Raw genomic sequence first — 21,593 nt, 5'->3', positions numbered from 1 at the left:
CGCCGCCTCTTCTGCAAGCTCGCCTCGCGGGGAGCTCAGCCTGCGGGTCGCCCTTCGTGGTCAGCGGTCCGTGGCCGTGCAGCAGTTTCATCAGGGTGCCTTGCGGGTTTTGAGACCGCATTACTTGGATGAGAGCGGGCAGGTTTGTTATGTCATGGTCAATCCGGGCGGGGCGTATTTGGGGGCGGATCTCTATGTTGTGGATGTGGAGGTCGAGGCTGGGGCTTCGCTGCTTTTGACCACTCAGTCGGCCACGAAGATCTATCGGACTCCGGGATCGTTTGCTGAGCAGCGGATGACCATCCGGCTGGGGGAGGGGGCGGAACTGGAGTTGGCGCCCGACCAGCTCATCGCCTACCGGGAGGCCAGCTATCGGCAGGATACGCACATCAGTGTGCATCCGACGTCGAGCCTCATCATGGCGGAAGTCATCACTCCGGGCTGGTCCCCGGACGGCGCTTCCTTCAAGTACCGGGAACTCCGGCTCCGGAACGAGATCCAGGTGGAGGGCGACGACGGCGCCGTGCTGCTTGCGCTCGACAACCTCCTGATCCGGCCACCCCTGGGGGATGTGACCGGAATGGGCTTCATGGAGGGGTACAGCCACCTGGGTTCGCTCGTTGTGGTGGATCCGCGGCTTGACCAGGCGCTCGCCGATGAACTGCACCGGCTGACGGCGGGGTACGAGGCGTACTCGGGCTTGTCGTTGAGCCGAACCCTTGCAGGCACGACGGGCCTGGTCCTGCGGTCCCTCTCGAACAGCACCGAGGAACTGAATCGATTGCTCGGTGCATGTACAGGCCTTCTGCGCGGACGCTGGTTCGGCAGGGCCCCGCTGAATCTCAGGAAGTACTGATGACGTCACTTGCGGAACTCGCCTCGATGTACCGGTGGCGTGAGCATCTCCCGATGAAGTCGCGCCTTGCGTTCATGTTCGGCTCCGTCGTCCTCCTGCACCTTGCCGCCGTCGTACTCCTGTTGGTGGGTGGCGCCAGTGGCGGGCAGCCGCTGGCGCTGGGTCTCGTGCTGACGGCTTATGTGGCCGGTATCAAGCACAGTTACGACTGGGACCACATCGCGGCGATCGACAATTCCACCCGAAAGTTCGTGGCACAGCGCAAGGACCCCGTGAGTGTCGGCTTTGCCTTCAGCCTGGGCCACAGCTCCGTGGTGATCCTGGCCGGTGTGATGGTGGTTGGGGGCGCCAGCCTTGTGGGCCAGCTCATGGAGGACGGCACCACCGGACACCTCGTGCTGGGGCTGATCGGCAGCGGCGTGTCCGGGATGTTCCTGCTGGCCATGGGTATCTTCAACGGGTCGGCGTTCCTCCGTACGATTCAGCTGTACCGCGCCGCCCAGGCCGGCGGCGCGATCGCCGTCGACGACCTCGAAACCAAAGGGTTCATGGCGCGGCTCTTGGCCAAGCCGCTATCCAAGGTCCAGCGTCCGCGGAACATCTACGTGATCGGGTTCTTGTTCGGGCTTGGATTCGACACCGCCACCACCATCGGGCTGCTGGTGCTCACGACGGCGGCGTCGCTCGCGGGCGTGTCTGTTCTTGCCCTCCTGGCGCTGCCGCTGGCCTTCACCGCGGCGATGACCCTTTGCGATTCCATCAACGGTGTGGCCATGATGCGGATGTACAAATCCGCCATCCACGATCCCCAGCGCAAGCTTGGATTCAACGCCATTATCACCGGTATCTCGGCCTTTTCGGCGCTCTTCATCTCGGTCATCACACTGGGCGGTTTCCTCAATGCGGCCTTTGGACTGAGCGATCCGGTCACCACGTGGCTGGGCGAAATAGACCTCGGTGACGCCGGGCTGGTGCTGATTGGGCTGTTCGCCGTCGTGTGGGTGGTTGCGGCCCTGCGGTTCCGGGCGGCGCGGCGCCGCTAGCCGGGCTGGAGCCACTGCAGAAGGCGATCCAACGGCCACGTCGTGATGATGCGATCGGCGGGTACCCCGTTGGCTTCCGCCCGCTCCGCACCGTACTGCAGGAAGTCGAGCTGGCCGGGGGCATGTGCGTCACTGTCGATGCTGAAGAGGCAGCCGGCATCGAGGGCAATTTGAATCAATTCGTCCGGCGGGTCCTGGCGTTCGGGCCGCGAATTGATCTCGACGGCGACCCTGTGTTCCGCGCACGAGGCGAACACCTCTTCGGCGTCGAACTCCGATGGGGGTCGCGTTCCTCGCGATCCCTTCACCAAGCGGCCGGTGCAGTGCCCGAGGACGTTCGTGTGCGGGTTTTCGATGGCAGTGAGCATCCGCCGGGTCATGGGCCGTTTGTCCGACCTGAGCTTCGAGTGGACACTGGCCACTACAACGTCCAGTTGGCTCAGCAGTTCCGCGGACTGGTCCAGCTCTCCGTCTTCAAGGATGTCCACTTCGATGCCGGCCAATAGCCGAAAGCCCGACTCTTGCCCGTACCGTTCGTTGATTCCATCCACAACGGTGAGCTGCTCCATCAAGCGCTCGGGGCTGAGCCCGTTGGCGATAGTGAGGTTGGGGGAGTGATCGGTTAATGCAATATATTCCCGGCCGAGTATACGAGCCGCGTCGGCCATAACCTCAATCGGCGAGCCGCCGTCCGACCAGTTGCTGTGGCTATGCAGATCGCCCCGGAGCTCGGCGTTCAGCTCGTGTCCACCGTTGACCAAAGGTTCGGCGCCGCGACGGCGGAGGTTCTCAAGGTAGTCGGGAACAGCGCCGCCCAGGGCCTGGCTGATCACCTCGAAGGTCCGGCTGCCGATTCCCTTGGTCCGCTTGAGGCGGCCATCCTTGAGCCGGGCAGTCAGTTCCTCGTGGCTCAGACCGGCGATGACGCCCGCAGCCCGGCGGAATGCCTGGACCTTGAAGCTGTCCGCGAGTTCCCGTTCCAGCCAGAAGGCGGTTTCATTGAGCGCGTCGATGGCGTCCATGGCTCAATCATGTACCACGCCGCGCCCATACGTATGTGAGCGAGGGTTCGGATTTTGGTGGTTGTTTGTGAGCGAGGGTTCGGGACTTCGGACGCCCGCTCACGTATGCGGGTGTTTCGACGGACGCTCGCTCACGTATGCGGGTGTTTCGACCGACGCTCGCTCAGATGATGTGAGAGAGGGTTTCGGGTTGGGGGCGTCATGCTGTCGGAATAAGTGGGACGGCCCCCACGGCCCTGCAATAATCGGAACCAGTTGCCTCGCTTGAGTTGCACGCGGGGCGGTATGCACCTTCGGACGAATCACATCGCAGACGAGGCGGACATGACCAACACTCCCATCCAGCAGGCCACCGACACCACGGCGATTCCACCCGCTACCAACCCCGCCATTGACGAGGACCTGCTCCACCGGCTCGCGGATGCTCACGGCGTCGGGACGTCGTTCCATGGCTGGGATGGGCTGCAGCACGACGTTTCGCCCACCACGTTGATCCAGGTGCTTGGTGCCCTGGGGGTCGCCGCCCATTCCGACGAGCAGATCGAAGCGGCCCTTGCGGACGCGGAAGTGGCGCCGTGGCGGCGGATGCTGCCGCCCGCCGTCGTCGTCCAAGAAGGAACGACGGCGGCTGTCCACGTCCACGTCCGCGACGGTTCGCCGGCCCGCCTGACGATCTCGCTCGAGGACGGAACGGAACTTGCCGCCGTTCAACAGGAGGACTGGGCGCCGCCGCGCGACGTTGATGGAGTGCCCACAGGCCGTGCAACGTTTGAGGTTCCGGCCGGTTTGCCGCTCGGCTGGCATTCGCTCACGGCCGAGTCCGACGGCGTGACGGCCACCGCGGCGCTCGCCGTGGTTCCAGCCACGTTGCAGACGGCGGCAGGGCTTGAGGAACGACGGGGCTGGGGACTCGCCACGCAACTGTACTCGGTACGCTCGAAGCGCTCATGGGGTATCGGGGATTTCGCGGACCTTGCCGATTTGGCATCGTTGGCCGGCGCGCGCGGGGCCGACTACGTCCTGGTGAACCCACTGCATGCCGCAGATCCGGTGCCTCCCATTCAAGCATCGCCGTACTCTCCCTCCACCAGGCGATTCTTCAACCCCCTCTACATCCGGGTCGAGTCCATTCCCGAATTGGCATATGTCAAGCCTCGCAAGCGCGCCACGGTGGACCGGCTGTTGGACCACGTCCACGCGCTCAACAAGGACGCCGAACGGCTGGACCGGGACCAGATCTTTGCCGCGAAGCTCGCTGCCTTGGAACTCCTTCACACGGTCAAGCTCTCTCCGGCCCGGCAACGGGCCTTTGAGGAGTTCTGCCGCGAGTCCGGCCCCGGCCTGGACGATTTCGCCCTTTGGTGCGCGATCCGTGAAGACCGGTCGCCGGACGACCCCTTCTGGCAGGACCCCGCGGCCACCCTCGGTTCGCCCAAGGTCGAGTCGATGCGCCAGGCTTTGGCCGACCGGATCGTTTTCCACCGCTGGCTTCAGTGGATCTGCGATGAGCAACTCGAGTCGGCCCAGGTCGCGGCGAAGCGATCCGGCATGCGGTTGGGAGTAGTGCACGATCTCGCCGTCGGGGCGGACTTGAGCAGCGCGGACGCCTGGACCCTGCGCAGCAGCTTCGCACCGGGCGTCAGCGTGGGCGCACCGCCGGACATGTACAACCAGCTGGGCCAGGACTGGAACCAGCCGCCGTGGCACCCGGTCCGTTTGGCAGAGGCGGGCTACGCGCCCTTGCGCGCGATGCTCTCCACCGTCCTTCGCCATGCCGGTGGAATCCGCGTGGACCACATCTTGGGGCTGTTCCGCTTGTGGTGGGTGCCCGCCGGCAACTCGGCCCGCGACGGCGCCTATGTCCGCTACGACCACGAGGCCCTCATCGGCATCCTCGCTTTGGAAGCGCATCGCGCGGGTGCCGTGGTCATCGGCGAAGACCTGGGCGTCTTTGAGCCGTGGGTGCGGGACTACCTTGCCGCCCGCGGCATCCTGGGCACCTCGATCCTCTGGTTCGAGTACGACGGCGACTCGCCGCTCCCGCCCGAACGCTACCGAACGCAGGCCCTCGCCAGCGTCAACACCCACGACCTCCCGCCGACTGCGGGGTACCTCGCCGGCGATCACGTGGAACTCCGCAGCCAACTGGGTTTGCTTGAACGGAGTGTGGCCGAGGAACGGGCCGAGCACGAGGCCAGCCTGGACAAGATGATGGGGTTGCTGCGGGAACGCGGCCTGCTGCCGGCCGACGGAAAGGTGCTTGGCGAGGAACAGGTCATTGAGGCGCTCCATCGCTTGCTGGCCCTCGCGCCATCGGTCCTGCTCGGCGTTGCGTTGGTGGATGCCGTGGGGGAGCGGCGTGTGCAGAACCAACCGGGAACGACGTCGGAGGTCTACCCCAATTGGCAAGTACCGCTGGCCGACGACCACGGCCGCGCGGTGCTGATCGATGACCTTGACGCGAACCCGCGGTTCAACTCCCTGCTGGCGGCAGTGGACGAGGCTGTGCGGGGATAGGCAACGCATCGAGACGTGAGTTCTCGCCTCTTTGGCCCTCCCCACGGCGCTCGCTCACCTTTGGGCCTTTTCCCTCGAACGCTCGCTCACCTTGGTGAGCGAGCGTTCCCGATTTTGGCCGCATTTGTGAGCGAGCGTCGCTGTTTTGGCCCGTCAGGGGGCGATGACCAAAACGGTAGGGGAACCCACGTCCACCTGCTCGAGGACATCCCCCGGTATACCCGTGGCAGGGTTCAGTGCAAAGGTTGTGACTTGGTTGGAACGCTCGTGCGCCACATGGAGCCACCCGTCACGCACCAGGTGGTGGCGGGGCCAGTCACCTCCGCTGGGCACGTCAGCCACGGGCCGGAGCCGGGTTCCGCTGCCTTCGACGGCCAATACCGAGATCCGGTTGGAGCCGCGGATGCCCGTGTAGACGAAGCGATGGTCCGGGGCCAGGGCGATTTCCGCCGCGGCGTCGCCGTCGGCGGCTCCACCGGCTGTCGCAGGGCCGCGACGGTGGAGCGCAAAGCGGCCGTCCGCGCCCGGCAGGAGCACCACCACTTCGATGGAGTACTCGGTCACCACGAAGACTGCGTCGACGGAGGGGTGCTGGACTAAGTGCCGCGGGCCGCTGCCCATCGGGAGCGCGACTTCGTGGTCCTTGAGGAGGCCGGTGTCGGGGAAGTAATTCCACACCCGTACGAGGTCGAAGCCGAGGTCGGTGGTCATGATCCGGCCGTCCTCGAGCATGAGGCTTGCATGGGCGCGACTCACCCGGGGGCCGCCCGTGGCGATGTCGATGCCGCCTTCGACGCCGGCGTGCGGGTCTTTCGCCGGCGGTGCGGCAAAGCGCGAGGTGATGCCGCCGTCGTCGTCGAGCCCGTACATCAGCACGTTGCCGTCGCCCCAACAGTTGACCACGATGAAACGTGCGGAAGGGTCGACGGCGACGTGGCAGGCCGCGGCTCCGGCTGGCCAGGCCTCGCCGAGCGGCTCGAGGCCGAAAAGCCCGGTCCGCCGATACGCCCGGACCGTCTGCGCGGCCTCGGCCACTGCATAGACCACTGGCAGCGTGGGATGAACGGCAAGGAACGACGGCGACGGCGCTTCGACGGCGGTGCCCAGCCAACTCAGGCTGCCATCTTCGCGCGCGGCGACTGCCCCAATGCCCCATCCGTTCCCGTCGCTGTCCGCGGTGTACGCGCCCGTCCAGATGAGCGTTCCGTCGATGTTCTCTGCCATGCCGTCCTCAGTGTTGGTGAGTGAAACCTGTATCAGTGTCCCTGTACGTCAGAGTCGACACCGGCATCGGCGCCCGCGTCCAAAGTGGCGATCGCGGACAGGTCGTCATGATCCAAAGCGAAGCCGAAAACGTCCAGGTTTTCCTTCATGCGCGCGGGGTTGGCGGACTTCGGGATGGCGACGAGCCCCTCCTGGACGTGCCAGCGCAACACCACCTGACCGGGAGTCTTTCCGTGTTTCTTCCCGATGGCGGCCAGCACCGGGGCATTCAGGAGATCGCGGCCGGCCCCCAACGGACTGTACGATTCCGTGGCGATGCCATGGTTGCCGTTGAAGGCACGCTCATCGATTCGGGTGATGGATGGCGAGATTTGGATTTGGTTGACGGCCGGCACCACCGAGGTTTCCTCGAGGAGCCGCTCAAGGTGCGAGGGCTTGAAGTTGGACACGCCGATCGAACGCACCTTCCCCTCAGCCTGGAGCCGCTCGAATGTCTCCCAGGTGGACACGAATTCATTCCGTTGGGGGAGCGGCCAATGGATCAACAAGAGGTCCACATAGTCCAGCCCGAGGCGCTTGAGGGATCCTTCAAGGCCCTCGACGGCGCGATCGCGGCCCTGGTGGGTGCCGTCCAGTTTGGTGGTGATGAACAGTTCCTCCCGCGGGACCCCGCAGTCCCGCACGCCTTGCCCGACGCCGGCCTCGTTACCGTAGCGGTACGCCGTGTCGACGTGCCGGTAGCCAAGCTCGACGGCGGACACCACCGCCGTGGCGACCTGGGCGTCGTCGAGGGGCCAGGTTCCGAGGCCGATCTGCGGAATGGCATTACCGTCGTTGAGCCTGACAGTCGGAGCAAGTGCCATGGTCCTGTCCTTTCAGTTGCTAGATCGGCCTCCGTGCCCATTGGACCAGTTGATCGCTGAGTTTCATGAAGTCTTGGTCCACGTGCTTGATGCCTGGATGTTCATCATGCCACCGGACGATCTCCCGTGCGCCTGCCGCGAACGGAATTTCTGCCCGATACCAGGGCACCAGCGTTTTGATCTTGGTGTTGTCGAAGACCACGGAGTGGGACCTGTCCCCGAGAAGCCCAGGGCCAAGCTCCGGGGAGTGCGCTGCAATGGTGTCCGAGGCGATGTGCACTAGCTCGGGTTCCGGCACCCCTGCCGCTGTGGCGAAGAGCCGGTATACCTGGTCCCACGGGAGTGCTTCGTCCGAGGTGATGGTGTAGCTTTCACCCACAGCCTGGGGCCGGCCGAGGAGGCCGACGAAAGCGACTGCAAAATCATCCGCGTGCGTGAGGGTCCACAGCGAGGTACCGTCGCCGTGGACTATCACGGGCAGGCCTTCCCGCATCCGATGGATGTCCGTCCAGCCGCCCAGGAGGGCGATCCGCGTGCGGTCGTAGGTGTGCGAAGGCCGGACGATGGTCACGGGGAATCCTTCGTCGCGGTAGGCGCGGACGAGAAAGTCTTCGCACGCGATCTTGTCCTGGGAGTACTTCCAGAACGGGTTCCTGAGCGGGGTCGATTCGAGGATCGGCAAGTGTGCGGGCGGCTTCTGGTAGGCGGAGGCCGAACTGATGAACACGTACTGCCCGGTCCGGCCGCGGAACAGCTCCACCGCGGCGGCCACATGCTCCGGCGTGAAAGAGATGAAGTCCGCGACGACGTCGAACTCGCGGCCGTTCAGCACCTCCGCCACCTCGGCGGGGTTGCGGATATCCGCCTGCAGCAATTCCGTGCCCGGAGGGGCCGGCCTTTCCGAGCTCACTCCGCGATTGAGCACGGTGAGCCGATGACCCAGCGCGACGGCGCGCTCCGCCGCCGCCGCGCTGATGGTCCCGGTCCCGCCGATGAACAGCAGGCGCAACGGTGCCGACGTCACCACGCGTAGTCTTCCGGCGCGGTCCGGTGGCCCGGGAAGATGTCGTCGAGCCGCTTGAGGGCATCGGCGTCGAGGGTGACATCCAAAGCCCTGATGGCGGCGTCCAACTGCTCCTGCGTGCGCGGACCCACGATCGGCGCGGTTACAGCCGGCTGGTGGAGCAACCAGGCCAAGCCAACGTCGCCGGGCTCGTAGCCAAGGTCGTCGGCGAGGTCCTCGTACTGGCGGATCTGGTCTTCATGCTTCTTCAGGGTCTCCGCCGCGCGGCCCTCAAGGCGACGAAGGCCGTCGCGTTCCTTCTTCAGCACCCCGCCCAAGAGCCCGCCGTGAAGCGGCGACCACGGGATGAGGCCGAGGCCGTACTGCTGGGCGGCCGGGATGACTTCCAGTTCGACATTGCGGGTGAGCAGGTTGTAGATGGACTGCTCGCTCACGAGTCCGTTGTAGTTGCGCCGCGCGGCAGCCTCCTGGGCCTGGGCGATGTGCCAGCCAGCGAAGTTGCTGCTTCCGGAATACAGGATCTTGCCCTGCTGGACCGCTACCTCGATGGCCTGCCAGATCTCGTCCCACGGCGTGTTCCGGTCCACGTGGTGGAACTGGTAGACGTCGATGTAGTCGGTCTGCAGGCGCTTGAGGCTGGCGTCCAAGGCGCGCCGGATGTTGAGGGCGGAGAGCTTGGACTCGTTGGGGCGGTCAGTCATGGTTCCGTAGAGCTTGGTGGCGAGGACGACGCGCTCGCGGCGCTCGCCGCCCTTGGCGAACCAGCGGCCCAGGATTTCCTCGGTCCAACCCCGGTTGTCGTGGCCGCCGTAGACGTTGGCGGTGTCGAAGAAGTTGATGCCCGATTCCAGGGCCGAGTCCATGATGGAATGCGCTGCGGATTCCTCCGTCTGCGGGCCGAAATTCATGGTTCCGAGGCACAAGCGGGAGACGCTGAGCCCTGAACGGCCCAAGTGGGTGTACTGCATGGTTTTGGGTTCCTTACGCTGGTGGTTTCTACATTTGGCTGAAGGACGCGACGGCGGGGTCCGCGCCGAGGCGCGTACCGGCGTCGAGCGCGCTGATGGCTGCCAGTTCGTCCGGGGTGAGCTGCAGCGCTGCCGCCGCGAGGTTCTGGCGGATCCGCTCGGGGTGGACGGACTTGGGGATGACGATGTTGCCGGTTCCGAGGTGCCAGGCCAGCACGATCTGTGCGGGGGTGACACCGTGCGTTTCGGCAAGTTCGGCGACCGTTGGCGACCCCAGGTCCGCTCCTTGCCCCAGCGGGCTATACGCCTCTACGGCGATCCCGTGCGAGCGGCTCTTCGCCGCCAGTTCCCGCTGTTGGAAGGTCGGGTGCAGTTCGATCTGGTTGACGGCGGGAACGACGTCGGCGAACTCGAGCAGGGTGTCGAGATGATCCTGCAAGAAGTTGGAGACGCCGATTGCCCTGGCGCCGCCGTCGGCATGGATCTTTTCGAGTGCCTTCCACGCATCCACGAACAAGCCTTGAGACGGGACGGGCCAGTGGATCAGGTAGAGATCGATGACGTCCAGGCCGAGTTCGCGGCGGCTGTGGTTGAATGCCGCCGCGGCCCGGCCCTGTTCGCCGTTGCGGAGTTTGGTGGTGATGAAGAGTTCTTCCCGGGCGATGCCGGAAGCCTTGATTGCCGCGCCGACACCGGATTCGTTCCGGTAGGCCGCGGCAGTGTCGATGTGCCGGTAACCGGCCTCCAGAGCGTCCTCCACGGCCTTCTGGGTCTCGGCAGGCGGGACCTGGAAGACGCCGAAGCCGAGCTGGGGGATGGTGACCGAGTTGTTCAGGACGAGCCCGGGAACGGTGGAATTCTGAGCGTTGGACATGTCTTGCCCTTTCGTCACTGGTGGGTGGATTGCCTGACTGGCTTTTTCGAGCCTATGCACTTTCGGCACAACAATCAGTAGTTTTGACGCCCCCTGTTTTTCCTAGGACTCGGAGTCCTACCTTGGCCGTAGAAACAAGCCCTGAGGGAAGGAAGAATAGGCACATGGGTCAAAGTGCCGAGTTCGGAAAGTTCCTCAAAGCCATGCGTGCCCGGATGTCGCCGGAGGACGCCGGTTTGCCGGAAGCGTCCGGCGCGCGCCGCGTTCCAGGGCTGCGCAGGGAAGAGATTGCCCGCTTGGCCGATGTCAGCACGGACTACTACACCCGCCTCGAACAGGGCCGCCATATCCATCCTTCGCGGGCGGTCCTCGAATCGGTGTCGCGGGCTCTTCGCTTGGACTCAAGCGAGCACACCCACATGATGGACCTGCTTGAGCACTGCGCGTCGACTGCCAAGGCGCCGACTCCCGCACCACGGGTGCGGCCGGCCTTGCGCCAACTTCTGGACGCCGTGGGCGACGTTCCGGCGCTCCTGCTTGGCCGGCGCAGCGACGTGCTCGGAGCCAATCGCATGGCGGTCTTGCTGTTTGCCGACTTCCCGTCCATGCCTCCCGCCGAGCGGAACCTCACTCGCTGGCTGATCCTGGACCCGCAGGCACGCGAACTGTTCCGGGACTGGAAGACGGTTGCCGCGGAAGCCGCCGGCTCCCTGCGTGCGGATACCGGGCGGCACCCCGACGATCCACAAGCGAACCAGCTCGTGGGCGAACTCGCCGTGAACAGCGAACATTTCCGCCAATGGTGGGCAGGGCATCGAGTGGCCGCGCGCTCGGCCGGCACGGTCCGCTTGCACCACCCCACGGTGGGGGACGTGGAACTGAACTTCGAGAATCTGGCCCTGCCGGAGGACCCGGACCAGGTCCTGCGGGTCTATTCAGCGAAGGCGGGTTCGCCGTCGGACGATGCCTTGAAGTTGCTGGGCAGCTTTGGTGCGGGAACGGCGTTTGGTGCCGGAACGACGTTTGCTGCCGGAACGGCGCCGGGCGCGGAGTTGTCCGAGCGTCATGCGATGGACGAGAGCTGAGGGAGTTTCAGCCAAAAGTGCTCCACGTCACTGTGCTGCTGCATAGTGAATCAGCGTGATTCTGTCTATGTGCCCATTGGGCGGCTTTTGAATCGCGTTTACGCTGAATCCAGACCTTTTCGCATATCAAGGATGGAATTCAACGATGAAACGCATCGCGCTGCTGAGGGAACGGGCAACCACCGCCGGGTCCGCGGGATCCACGGGCTCGCATTGCCCGGCATCCGGTCAGTGGAGCCCCGAAGGTGAACCCCACGTGGTGCACACGTTCTTCGAAGGCCACGTCTTCCCGCCCCATAACGGTGCGGCAACGGTCTGGCACCGCCAGTACCTGATAGCCGAGTCCCGATGAGTCCCGAAACCTTGGGGGCGTGGGGCCCAAGCCACTTCACGACGTCGGCGCAACGGCCCGCTGGAGCGGCACTTCGCTTGCCGCCGTCGAAATGGTCGGAGCTCAGCCGCGGCGAAACCGTCTGGATCCACGAGGACAAATGGGGCTTCGACGCCGGCCTTGTGGACGAAGTTTCGTCGGACCACGAATTCCTGTGGATCGAATTTGCCGGCCGCGGCCGGCGACTCCTCTGTGGCGGTGACCCCGTCCAAGTCTGGACCCGCGGGTGAGTCCAGCCTCGCAACTGATGGCCGCCAGCCTTTCCACAGAAAGGCTGGCGGCCATCGTCGTTTTGGGGGGTTTTGGGGCTTCTTAACGCTCGAGGCGGAATCCGAGCTTGATGGTTACTTGCCAGTCGGCAACGGCGCCCTCGCTAAGATGGCCGCGGATTTCCTTGACCTCGAACCAGTCGAGGTTCCGGAGGGTCTGGCTCGCGGCCGCAATCCCGTTCCTGATGGCGGCGTCGACGCCCTCGGACGAAGTTCCAACAATTTCGGAAACGCTATATGTGTGGTCAGCCATTCTTGCTCCTCATGATCGTCCTTGATGCCTGAACTGCGGGCCTGGCAGGCCGTGAAAGCAGACTAGCCGACGCAGGGCCGGCGGACTAGGGGTCTGGTCCCCTCCGACGCTCGCTCACATATACGGCCCTTTCGGCGGACGCTCGCTCACCTATGACGCCAAACGGCGGAACGCTCGCTCACTGATGTGGCCAGGATCATCGGCAGCAAAACTGTGGGTGAGATGGCAGTGGCAGCAGCGTGCAACGCCTCCTCATTTCCCCCGTACCCCCAGAGCGCGAAAAAGGTGGAAATTCCATGCTCAGCGGCTCCCGCGACGTCATAACTTCTGTCGCCGACCATTGCCGGGTTGGAGATATCGATGCCCAGGGAGGCAAGGCGGAGCAGTGCTTCACCGATGACTTCCGCCTTGGTCGCCCGTCTTTCAACGTCCGATGCCCCGCATATGGTGATGAAGTTGCTTTCGATTCCAAAGCGTCGTGCGAGTCGTAGTGCTTGATCTTCCACTTTGGACGTGGCAACAGCCATGGGGATACCGGCTGAGCATAGTTGCTCCAGCAGTTCTGTGACTCCTTCGTAGAGGCTCGATTGCTCAGCGCCGTGATCCGCGTATGCCTTGCGATAGTGTTGGAGGGCTCTCTGGGCAGTCGCTTCGTCAATCCCGGAGACTGCCCTGAACGATTCGACCATCGGTGGCCCGACAAACCTGAGTAGTTCGTCCGGCCTCGGGACCGGCGCTCCCACGGATTCCAAAGCCCGGGCAGCACTTGAGGTAACACCTCGGGCAGAGTCGATAAGTGTTCCGTCCATGTCGAACAGGACGCAGGTGATGGCGCCGAACGTTGGATGGCTGTGATGCGGAAGTATCATCTTTTCTGGAGCTTTCGGTTGTGGATCGGGTTCTGCTTGGGTTGTGCACAGGGATTTACTTTTTGAAGGGTGGGCATGGACCGCGTGAGTCTCGATCACATAGACCAGAGGATCCTTGCGGAGCTCACCAAAAACGCACGCATTAGTCATGCCGAACTGGCGAGCAAAGTCCTGCTTTCAAGGAATGCTGTGCGCCAGCGCGTCGACCGGATGGAACGGCAAGGATACATCCAGGGATATACGCTGGTTGCTGGCCTACCCGGGCAAGGGTCCGTCTCGGCTTTCCTTATGGTCTACCGGAAGGACCGGGTGCGTGGTTCGGATGTCATTGCTGTTTTGCGGTCCATTCCGGAAGTGGTTTTGTGCGACGTCGTCAGCGGGGACTTTGATCTTCTCGTGAGGCTTGAAGCCCGGTCCTTGGAGAGAATCCAAGAGATCTGGGAGCAGATCGCCGCACTTCCGGGCGTCACGGATACCGTGACGGCCATGACGCTTTCCAGTCTCATCCGGCGTGGCGCAGTGCCGACCGCGTGAGGAGTTGGCGATCAGACCGCTGATATGCGGGTACCCCTGACCGGAAGCGCAGCCGATTCAAGCATCGATTGAGCGGTGGCACGGTCCAGGAGGTTCTTGCCGGTAACGACGTCGAGAACCGGTGATCCGTCCCGCAGGGCTTCCTTGGCGACCGCCGCCGCGGCCGCGTAGCCGATGGCCGGAACCAGTGCCGTTGCAAGGCCCACCGAAGCTGCCGTCTGGCGGGCGAGGCGGTCGGTGTTCGCTTCGATGCCTTCCATGCAGTGTGTGCGGAGAACGCGAGCTCCTTGTTTGAGCCATGAAACGGCTTGAAGCAGGACGTGAGCGATGACAGGTTCGAAGGCATTGAGTTGGAGTTGGCCATTGTCTGCAGCCATCGTTACCGCGGTGTCCGCTCCGGCAACCGCGAAAGCGATCTGATTCATGGTCTCGGGGATGACAGGGTTCACCTTTCCGGGCATGATGGACGACCCCGCTTGACGGGGAGGCAAGGTGATCTCGCCAAAGCCATTCTGCGGTCCGCTGGACAGCAATCGGAGGTCACTGCTGATCTTGGATAGCTTGATTGCGGTCCGTTTGAGCATGCCCGACACGTGCATGAAAACTCCGACGTCGGACGTCGCCTCAACCAGATCGTTGGCAGGAAGGACGTCGACGCCGGAAACTTCGGAGAGTGCCCGCAGCACCAGTTGCTGATAACCCGGTTCGGCGGTAATGCCGGTGCCGATGGCGGTGGCCCCCAGGCTGCATTCGCGCATCAGATCGGTGGACTCCAGGAGCCGGGAGCGATCTTCCTCCAACGTGGCGGCGAAGGCATTGAACTCCTGCCCCAGGGTCATCGGGACAGCATCCTGAAGCTGGGTCCTACCCATCTTCACGACATCGGCAAATTCGGCACCCTTGTTTCTGGCGGTTTCGGCAAGCTTGCCCAATTCCTGGTTGAGTTCCGCGATGGCGAAAATGAGGGCCAGCTTGATGGCGGTTGGATAAGCGTCATTGGTGGATTGGCAACGATTGACATGGTCGATGGGGTGCAGGTGCTGGTAGTCGCCGAGGCGCTGGCCTAGTTTTTCCAGCCCGAGGTTCGCGATCACTTCATTCGCGTTCATATTCGTGCTGGTGCCGGCCCCTCCTTGGATGACGTCAACGCAGAACTGTTCGAGGTGATGCCCTTCCTGGATTTCCCGGCACGATTCGCGGATTGCTGCCGCCTGCCGGGGCGAGAGCACCCCAAGTTCGCAGTTGGCCTGCGCCGCGGCGTTCTTGATCATTGCCAGGGAGCGTACCAAGTGCGGATGCCTGGAGATCGGAATGCCGCTGATGGTGAAGTTTTCCAATGCCCGGGCAGTGTGTGCTCCCCAGTAGGCGTTGGCGGGTACGGGAATGTTCCCGAGCGAATCGGTCTCGATGCGGCTGGTCACGGCTCTATATCCCACGGTTCTTGATGCAGACGACTTTGGGCTGGGTCATCTCTTCGTAAGCAAAATGGACACCTTCCCTGCCGAGGCTTCCGTATTTGGAACCCCCGAACGGCATGCCGTCGAACCGATAGTCCGAGGAATCATTGATCATGACTCCGCCTGCGTCGATCCGGCGCGCGGCGTCCATGGCGTTGCTCAGGGAGTCCGTGAAAATGCCGGCGTGAAGGCTGAATTCGATGGCATTTGCTACTTCAATGGCTTCTTCGAACGTATTGAAAGCATGCAGCATGACAACAGGCCCGAACACTTCTTCCCTCCACAGCCTGCTGTCCGCCGGGACCGCTTCCAGCACAGTCGGCTCAAGCACATTGCCTACCCTCACGTTGCCTGCGAGAAGTGCAGCGCCGTCATGGATGGACTCATCGAGCTTGGCTTTGAGTTCGTCTAACGCAGCGGGGCTGATCATCGGCCCGACGTCCGTCCGCTCATCCGACGGATCTCCGGATACCAATCGGGCTGTCGCTTCCAGGAAGCGCTGGCGGAAATCGGCGTACAACGGTGTGGCTACAAGGATTCGCTGCACCCCCACGCAGTTCTGGCCAGCGGCCCAGAACGCTCCGGAGACGCAGGATTCCACGGCGTCGTCAATGTCAGCATCGCTCAGGATGATGACAGGTGCGTTTCCGCCCAGGTCCATGGAAAGCTTCTTCAGGCCGGCGGCGCGGGCAATGCTTTCCCCAGTGGCGAACCCGCCGGTAAAGGACACCATTCTCACATCCCGGGACCGGATGATGGTTTCGGCTATCTCCCGATCCCCGTGAACAACAGTCAGGACTTCAGGCGAAAGCCCAGCATCCACGAGGGCGTCCGCGAGGAGTTGGGCCGACAGGGGAGTCAGGGCGGAGGGCTTGAGGACCACTGCGTTGCCTCCGGCAATGGCCGGACCGATCTTGTGCGCCACGAGATTGAGGGGGTCGTTGAAGGGCGTGATCGCTGCAATGATGCCAAGCGGTTCGCGCGAGTACCATCCGGTCCGGTCTTCCGAGCCCTCGTATGAGTCAAAGGGAATGACCTCTCCGGCGTTCCGGCGCGCTTCGGCCGCGGACAGGCGAAGGGTATTGACGGCTCGCAATACTTCCTTTCGGGCCTGGCGGATGGTCTTGCCTGACTCGGCAACAATGGTCCGGGCGAACTCTTCGCTTCGCCGTTCGATGTCGGTGGCAGCAGTGTCGAGGATTTTCCCCCGGGTGTTGCGGGACAGTGCCCGTGCTTTTCGCGCGCCGGCCCGGGCCACTTCGAGCACGGCGTCGGCGGCACAAGCGTCGGTCAGGGGGACCGTGCCGACGATCCTGCCATCGTAGGGGCTGGTCACTTCACGGAATCGTGGCAGCACCATTTCCGTGGCGCAGAGTGTGGACTCAGACATGTGCGGCCGCCCCTGTCTTTGCTGAGTGGATGGCGAAGATGTCTGAGAGCAAGGCGTAGGCGGTCTCCACGCGACCTGCTCCAGGTCCCGATACGGTAACCGGGCCAAGTAGATCGGTATCGAAGGAGACGGCGTTCGTAGCGCCCGAAACGCCGGCAAGTCCGTGGTCAAGGGGCACCGCGACCGGGGCTACACCTGCGGTGACGGTCCCGTCAGGATTCCGCCGTGCCGAACCGACGAGCTTCCAGCGGCGTCCGTTCCGGGATGCCGTTCGGACATCTTCCGCCGTGACCGTCGAGATCCCTTGCCGCCGGACGTCCTTGAGTTCGATGCCCGCGTCAAGCAGTTCGTTGGCGAGGATGAGGACCTTGAGCTGGACATCGTAGCCCTCGATGTCTGCTGCTGGGTTCGCCTCGGCGTAACCGAGTTCCTGTGCCTCGCTGACGGCAGCTTCGAAGTCCAGGCCGGCTTCCATCCGACCGAGCACGTAATTGCTGGTTCCGTTGAGAATGCCTTCGAAACCATTCAACCGGAGTCCTGAAAACATCTTCTTCGCCAAACGGATCACCGGCGTGCCACTCATGACGGCTCCTTCGTATTCGAAGTAGACGCCATTTTGCGCGGCCAGGGAATTCAGTTCGGCCCCACGGAGGGCAACCGGTCCTTTGTTCGTGGTGCAGACGCTCTTGCCCGATTCGAGGGCCCACCGCACATGGGAGACCGCAGGTTCGCCGTCGTCGGGGTTTGTGAAGGTGGCTTCGCAGATGATGTCTGCTGTGCACGAGCGGATGACCGACTCATTGTTGGTGTCCGCGGATCCCCCGTGTTCGGCGAAGGTTTCGCTCCCGCCGCCAAGGCCCAGGGCCATGGAGAGGTCGATACCATCAGGCTGGACCAGGGATCCGAGGCGAAGGTCGGTGATTGCCACGACCCGGAGGCCAAAGCCCAGCCCGGAACGAAGTGCCTCATTGCGTGTTGCGATCAGTTCGGCCAGGGTCCTGTTGACGCCGCCAAAGCCGATCAGGGCAATGTCATAGGTGGTCATGCTGCTCCTTCAGTCAGTTACATCGGTCCTCCAATATTGACCGGATTCCATGTCAGCCAGGGCATGTGATTCCGGCCGAAGAATAGGGCGAATCGACCATCCGCATGGCGATTCGACATCAGCGCCCGCAAGTAACATGCGTGCAACATGTGCATGCCCAAATGTTTTTAATGACCAATTCGACTACGCTGTGTTATCTTCATCACCATCCCCTTGCGCACCTCCGGCAATCCGGATCACCCCTCGACCCCCGAGGTATCACGCGCATTCTTCGCACCGATTCGACCACCAACCTGACCACCGACCCCGGAGGCACCATGGAATCCTCATTACCCGTCGCGCTAGAACCACAGCTCTCATCCCCTCCGTCGTCTGAATCCGGGCTACGCCGGTCCATGGGGCCCAGGCACCTCGTCATGATCGCCATGGGCGGGGTGATCGGCTCCGGACTTTTCTTGAGTTCCGGCTACACGATCTCCCAGGCCGGACCGCTCGGCGCGGTCATCGCCTACCTGATTGGCTCCTTCGTGGTCTACCTGGTAATGGCATGCCTTGGCGAACTTGCCATCGCGTACCCGGTCTCGGGAGCCTTCCACATCTACGCATCGCGGTCGATCGGACCAGCCACGGGATTCACCACGGCGTGGCTCTACTGGCTTTGCTGGGCCGTGGCCATCGGCTCGGAATTCACAGCGGCCGGCCTCCTCATGCAGCGATGGTTTCCAAACATCGACGTGTGGGTCTGGTGTGTCATCTTTGCCGCCGTTCTTTTCGGCCTCAACGCCGTCTCTTCGCGGTTCTTCGGAGAGTCGGAGTTCTGGTTCGCGATCATCAAGGTCGGAGCCATCATCGTCCTGATCGTGCTCGGGGGTGCCGCACTATTTGGTTTCCACCCATTGAGCGAGACCGGCAACCATCCCTTCCTCCTCGAGAACTTCAACACCACCGGGGGTCTCTTCCCCAACGGATTCACTGGCGTTCTGGTCACCGCGCTTGCAGTGTTCTATGCCTTCTCCGGTTCCGAGCTCATCGGCGTAGCGGCAGGCGAAACCGCGGATCCTGCCAAGAGCATTCCGAAGGCCATGCGCAGTACCGTCGTCCGCTTGCTGATCTTCTTCGTCGGGGCCATCGCGGTCATCGCCGCCACCATCCCGTTTGATCAGGTCGGCCTGGACCAGAGCCCGTTCGTGACGGTCTTTTCCTCCATCGGCATCCCGTTTGCCGCCGACGCCATGAATTTCGTCATCATCACCGCGCTCCTTTCCGCCGGCAACAGCGGTCTCTTCTCGTGCGCCCGCATGCTGTACTCTCTCTCGGACGAAGGACATGCCCCTCGCGTGTTGCGAAAGCTGACCCGGCGCGGCATCCCTATGGTTGCGCTCTCCGTGAGCATGGTGGGTGGCCTGGCATCGCTCATCAGCAGCGTGGTTGCGCCCGAGACGGTGTACTTGGCCCTTGTGTCCGTCGCAGGGTTCGCCGTCGTCGGCGTGTGGATGTCCATCGCCGCATCGCATTTCTTCCACAGGCGGACTTTCGTCAAGAATGGCGGCAACGTCGCCGCCCTTCCCTATAAGGCCCCGCTGTTTCCCCTAGTTCCGATCCTGGCGTTCTCGCTCTGCTTCATTTCGTTGATCGGTATCGCGTTTGACCCGAACCAGGTAGCCGCCCTCTACTTCGGGGTCCCCTTCGTAGGAGCCTGCTACGCCTTGTTCTATCTCAAGTACGGACGCAAGGCGCGCACGGCCGCGCCGTCTTTGCTGGATCGCTGACCATCGTTCACCCAGCTCTCGGCCGGGGACTGCTGTCCCTGGCCGAGGGCTGTCCGACGGATCGTCAGCCATCCGAGGCTTCAGCTGGCCGGGGTCATGACCCACTCCCCCAAAGATGACAACCGCCATATCGATAGCTATCCTGCCCGCACCAAAGTCGGGTATGGCCTCGCCCACACGCTGGACCGGGACTCAAAGTTGGCAGCGGTGACCGCAGGATACGGCGACGGCTACCGCCGCGCGCTGGCCCGTGGAGGCCATGTGCTCGTCCGTGGCCGGCGTGTCGCCATCGTCGACCTTGTTTCGATGAATTCCATGGTTGTTGACGTAACCGACATCGCTGACGCCGCTCCGGGCGACGAAGTTGTGCTGTTCGGAAAGCAAGGAGCCGAAGAAATCACCGTTGAGGAGATAGAGGCGGCGAACTCGGCAATCCTCGCCGATCTCTACACCGCGTGGGCAGGAGGAAGCCGCGTTCCGGTCAACGGGGACGTGTGAGAATAGGGCCTGATGAAGCTCGGAAGGAGCATTGACAATGGATTCTTCCTCGGAAGCGTCGTCCATGGCACAAGGACTTCGTATTGTGCGCTTGGTCGCGGACCGGGAGAAGTGGGGCCGGCGGCTCCTCGGCGTCTCCCAGCTCGCCTCCGAGCTGGACATGGAGCAAAGCCGCGTATCCCGGCTGACCCAGGAATTGTGTGATCTGGGACTTCTCGAAAGGGTCGAACGCGGTCCGTTCCGGACAGGCCCGCAATTTTTCGGCCTCGCGGCGTCGCTTAATACTGGCTGGGTTCGCCAATCAAGAACCGAGTTGGAGGCGCTGGTGGCCACGCTTGGCCTCCGATCCAGGGTTTCTGTCCGCGAGGGCTTCCGGGTAATTCTCCTGCGCGCATCTAGCAATGACGCGCTCCCTGGCAGCTTCGTCAAACCTGGAATGGTGACGCCGACATGGTGCACGGGATCAGGCCGGGCACTCTTGTGGGATCACGAGCAGGCCGCGATTCAGGATCTCCTCAAGGACGCCAACTTCATCGGTGTCGGCGGTCCGGGCGCGGCCCACTCGACCGAGGAGGTCTGCGAGCTGATGGACAGGGACCGGAACCGGGGCTTCATAGTGGCGGCCGAAGAATTCGAGCATGGCGTCTACGAATTGGCCGTTCCTGTCCGTGACCCGGAAGGAGCGATTCTTGCTTCACTTAGTGTTCTGGGCAACCGGCCCCAGATCGAGCCCAGGGCCGGGAAAATCGCGAAGGTTCTCACGGAAGCCGCCGCGCGGCTCGGATCATGCGGTCGCAGTACTCGGGACAATACGGGAGGAAGGGGCCTTGCGAGCTAGGCCAGCGCCTGCGGCAGTCCCTGACCCATCGTCGATTCGAGCCACTTTCCCCACGACACGAGAGCCGAGGCGCAGAGTTCCCGCCGCGCTGCCAGCCGTGTCTTAGGACCCACGACCTGCAGGGCAGCCACCACTTCGCGTTTGAAATCCCGTACGGGAACGGCTAGGGAATACAAGCCTGGTTCTGCTTCCTCATCCACGATGGAATACCCCCGCCCCCTAGCCTCATGCAGCCGCGTCAGGAAGTCCTCGACATTGACCGGAGTATTGGGGCCGTGGCGAACAAATGCAGAGGACGCGAAAACGGTTCGGACCTCGGCGTCGGACGCCTCCCACAACAATGCCTGGCCGGCGTCGCTGCAGTAGGCCGGGTAAGGCCGGCCCAACCACGAACCGACCATGTTGCTGCTCGCCGGAATACGCTCACCGACCGTCACCGTGCTGTCACCGCTCAGCACTCCGAGAAAGCATCCTTCGTTCGTTTCGCCGGCAAGGCCCTCCAGGGCAGTGATCCCGTCCGTCTGCAGCCGTTGTTCGGTCAAAAGCTGGGCGTCGGTAAAGAGTGACCAGTTCAGGTTGTAGGACCGCCGCTCGGCGCGTTCCAGGAACCCTTCTTGTTCCGCGACTCGCAGGCTCCGCGAGACCTGGCTGCGATCCTTGCCTAAATCGGCTGCAATATCGGCGACCGTGCCGCCGGCGAGGCCTTCGGCGTTACGGGAGCCGACTGCAAGGACAGCCATGATTCCCCGTCCCATGCTGGATGTCTTAGGCATGGATCTGATTCTAGCCACCGGACGGGCGTGA

Annotated in this window: 22 protein-coding genes; 10 read left to right on the top strand and 12 right to left on the bottom strand. The window is 63.4% G+C overall.

All coding sequences use genetic code 11. The features are described from left to right. Window positions 1-40 precede the first annotated feature (40 nt). Window positions 41-856 carry an urease accessory protein UreD gene (locus AC1DJB_RS19505; protein WP_441433767.1) on the top strand — a complete coding sequence of 272 codons (816 nt, stop codon included), beginning with the start codon at window positions 41-43 and terminating at the stop codon, window positions 854-856. Further along, window positions 856-1,899 (top strand): HoxN/HupN/NixA family nickel/cobalt transporter, encoded by a 1,044-nt coding sequence (locus tag AC1DJB_RS19500; RefSeq protein WP_441438120.1) that lies wholly within the window; start codon window positions 856-858, stop codon window positions 1,897-1,899. Before AC1DJB_RS19505 ends, AC1DJB_RS19500 begins: the two co-directional genes overlap by 1 nt. On the opposite strand, the gene AC1DJB_RS19495 is transcribed toward AC1DJB_RS19500, so the two are convergent. Beyond that, entirely contained in the window at window positions 1,896-2,921 is a 1,026-nt protein-coding gene (locus tag AC1DJB_RS19495; protein WP_441433752.1) for a PHP domain-containing protein, read from the bottom strand. The genes AC1DJB_RS19500 and AC1DJB_RS19495 overlap by 4 nt on opposite strands. Before the next feature lie 324 nt (window positions 2,922-3,245). Between AC1DJB_RS19495 and malQ the strand changes: the two genes are divergently transcribed. After that, the gene (malQ, locus tag AC1DJB_RS19490) at window positions 3,246-5,438 is read left to right on the top strand and encodes a 4-alpha-glucanotransferase (protein ID WP_441433751.1); all 2,193 of its coding nucleotides are present in this window, start codon (window positions 3,246-3,248) and stop codon (window positions 5,436-5,438) included. Between the two features lie 153 nt (window positions 5,439-5,591). Here malQ and AC1DJB_RS19485 read toward each other — a convergent pair whose 3' ends face one another. The 5 genes from AC1DJB_RS19485 to AC1DJB_RS19465 are packed head-to-tail and all read right to left on the bottom strand — an operon-like array spanning window position 5,592 to window position 10,391. Continuing rightward, complete coding sequence (locus tag AC1DJB_RS19485) at window positions 5,592-6,662, bottom strand: lactonase family protein (protein WP_441433750.1); 1,071 nt, start codon at window positions 6,660-6,662, stop codon at window positions 5,592-5,594. Between the two features lie 32 nt (window positions 6,663-6,694). Continuing rightward, complete coding sequence (locus tag AC1DJB_RS19480; protein ID WP_059388362.1) at window positions 6,695-7,525, bottom strand: aldo/keto reductase; 831 nt, start codon at window positions 7,523-7,525, stop codon at window positions 6,695-6,697. Between the two features lie 19 nt (window positions 7,526-7,544). Beyond that, the gene (locus tag AC1DJB_RS19475) at window positions 7,545-8,549 is read right to left on the bottom strand and encodes an SDR family oxidoreductase (protein WP_332602617.1); all 1,005 of its coding nucleotides are present in this window, start codon (window positions 8,547-8,549) and stop codon (window positions 7,545-7,547) included. After that, window positions 8,546-9,517 (bottom strand): aldo/keto reductase, encoded by a 972-nt coding sequence (locus AC1DJB_RS19470; protein ID WP_441433749.1) that lies wholly within the window; start codon window positions 9,515-9,517, stop codon window positions 8,546-8,548. The genes AC1DJB_RS19475 and AC1DJB_RS19470 overlap by 4 nt, the downstream gene beginning before the upstream one ends. 28 nt (window positions 9,518-9,545) lie before the next feature. Further along, window positions 9,546-10,391 (bottom strand): aldo/keto reductase, encoded by an 846-nt coding sequence (locus AC1DJB_RS19465; RefSeq protein ID WP_441433748.1) that lies wholly within the window; start codon window positions 10,389-10,391, stop codon window positions 9,546-9,548. Between the two features lie 164 nt (window positions 10,392-10,555). Here AC1DJB_RS19465 and AC1DJB_RS19460 point away from each other — a divergent pair, with 164 nt between their 5' ends. The 3 genes from AC1DJB_RS19460 to AC1DJB_RS19450 all read left to right on the top strand — a co-directional run bounded on the left by AC1DJB_RS19460 (window position 10,556) and on the right by AC1DJB_RS19450 (window position 12,097). Beyond that, window positions 10,556-11,476, top strand: a complete 921-nt coding sequence (locus tag AC1DJB_RS19460) for a helix-turn-helix transcriptional regulator (RefSeq protein ID WP_284990830.1) — start codon at window positions 10,556-10,558, stop codon at window positions 11,474-11,476. Between the two features lie 145 nt (window positions 11,477-11,621). After that, window positions 11,622-11,828, top strand: coding sequence for a hypothetical protein (locus AC1DJB_RS19455; RefSeq protein WP_441433747.1), 207 nt, complete (start codon window positions 11,622-11,624; stop codon window positions 11,826-11,828). After that, complete coding sequence (locus AC1DJB_RS19450) at window positions 11,825-12,097, top strand: hypothetical protein (RefSeq protein ID WP_059388368.1); 273 nt, start codon at window positions 11,825-11,827, stop codon at window positions 12,095-12,097. The genes AC1DJB_RS19455 and AC1DJB_RS19450 overlap by 4 nt, the downstream gene beginning before the upstream one ends. Window positions 12,098-12,179: 82 nt before the next feature. Here the strand turns inward: AC1DJB_RS19450 and AC1DJB_RS19445 are convergent, their stop codons facing one another. Together AC1DJB_RS19445 and AC1DJB_RS19440 are read right to left on the bottom strand one after the other, a co-directional pair. Further along, window positions 12,180-12,389 (bottom strand): dodecin, encoded by a 210-nt coding sequence (locus tag AC1DJB_RS19445; RefSeq protein WP_059388369.1) that lies wholly within the window; start codon window positions 12,387-12,389, stop codon window positions 12,180-12,182. A 146-nt stretch (window positions 12,390-12,535) separates the two neighbouring features. Then, window positions 12,536-13,258, bottom strand: a complete 723-nt coding sequence (locus AC1DJB_RS19440; RefSeq protein WP_441433746.1) for an HAD hydrolase-like protein — start codon at window positions 13,256-13,258, stop codon at window positions 12,536-12,538. Between the two features lie 75 nt (window positions 13,259-13,333). Between AC1DJB_RS19440 and AC1DJB_RS19435 the strand changes: the two genes are divergently transcribed. Next, on the top strand, window positions 13,334-13,792 hold the full coding sequence (locus AC1DJB_RS19435) for an Lrp/AsnC family transcriptional regulator (RefSeq protein WP_059388371.1): 459 nt from the start codon (window positions 13,334-13,336) through the stop codon (window positions 13,790-13,792). A gap of 11 nt (window positions 13,793-13,803) precedes the next feature. Here the strand turns inward: AC1DJB_RS19435 and AC1DJB_RS19430 are convergent, their stop codons facing one another. From AC1DJB_RS19430 to AC1DJB_RS19420, 3 genes are read right to left on the bottom strand one after another with little or no spacing between them, the layout of a single operon-like run. Beyond that, the gene (locus AC1DJB_RS19430) at window positions 13,804-15,213 is read right to left on the bottom strand and encodes an aspartate ammonia-lyase (protein WP_059388372.1); all 1,410 of its coding nucleotides are present in this window, start codon (window positions 15,211-15,213) and stop codon (window positions 13,804-13,806) included. Between the two features lie 4 nt (window positions 15,214-15,217). Continuing rightward, a complete protein-coding gene (locus AC1DJB_RS19425) occupies window positions 15,218-16,639 on the bottom strand; it encodes an aldehyde dehydrogenase family protein (protein ID WP_441433745.1) in 1,422 nt (473 codons plus the stop codon). Further along, entirely contained in the window at window positions 16,632-17,684 is a 1,053-nt protein-coding gene (locus AC1DJB_RS19420) for a homoserine dehydrogenase (RefSeq protein ID WP_441433744.1), read from the bottom strand. Before AC1DJB_RS19420 ends, AC1DJB_RS19425 begins: the two co-directional genes overlap by 8 nt. A 317-nt stretch (window positions 17,685-18,001) precedes the next feature. On the opposite strand from AC1DJB_RS19420, the gene AC1DJB_RS19415 reads away from it, so the two are divergent. The 3 genes from AC1DJB_RS19415 to AC1DJB_RS19405 all read left to right on the top strand — a co-directional run bounded on the left by AC1DJB_RS19415 (window position 18,002) and on the right by AC1DJB_RS19405 (window position 20,789). After that, window positions 18,002-19,453 (top strand): amino acid permease, encoded by a 1,452-nt coding sequence (locus tag AC1DJB_RS19415; protein ID WP_332602608.1) that lies wholly within the window; start codon window positions 18,002-18,004, stop codon window positions 19,451-19,453. 96 nt (window positions 19,454-19,549) lie between these two features. Further along, on the top strand, window positions 19,550-19,951 hold the full coding sequence (locus AC1DJB_RS19410) for an alanine racemase C-terminal domain-containing protein (RefSeq protein ID WP_332602607.1): 402 nt from the start codon (window positions 19,550-19,552) through the stop codon (window positions 19,949-19,951). 37 nt (window positions 19,952-19,988) lie between these two features. After that, window positions 19,989-20,789 (top strand): IclR family transcriptional regulator, encoded by an 801-nt coding sequence (locus AC1DJB_RS19405; protein ID WP_059388377.1) that lies wholly within the window; start codon window positions 19,989-19,991, stop codon window positions 20,787-20,789. Here the strand turns inward: AC1DJB_RS19405 and AC1DJB_RS19400 are convergent. Continuing rightward, complete coding sequence (locus tag AC1DJB_RS19400; RefSeq protein ID WP_059388378.1) at window positions 20,786-21,562, bottom strand: IclR family transcriptional regulator; 777 nt, start codon at window positions 21,560-21,562, stop codon at window positions 20,786-20,788. The two genes, AC1DJB_RS19405 and AC1DJB_RS19400, sit on opposite strands and share 4 nt — an antisense overlap. Between the last annotated feature and the right edge of the window lie 31 nt (window positions 21,563-21,593).

Source organism: Arthrobacter sp. 01T428, from assembly GCF_056398685.1.
This window is presented reverse-complemented; position numbering and strand designations above follow the sequence as displayed.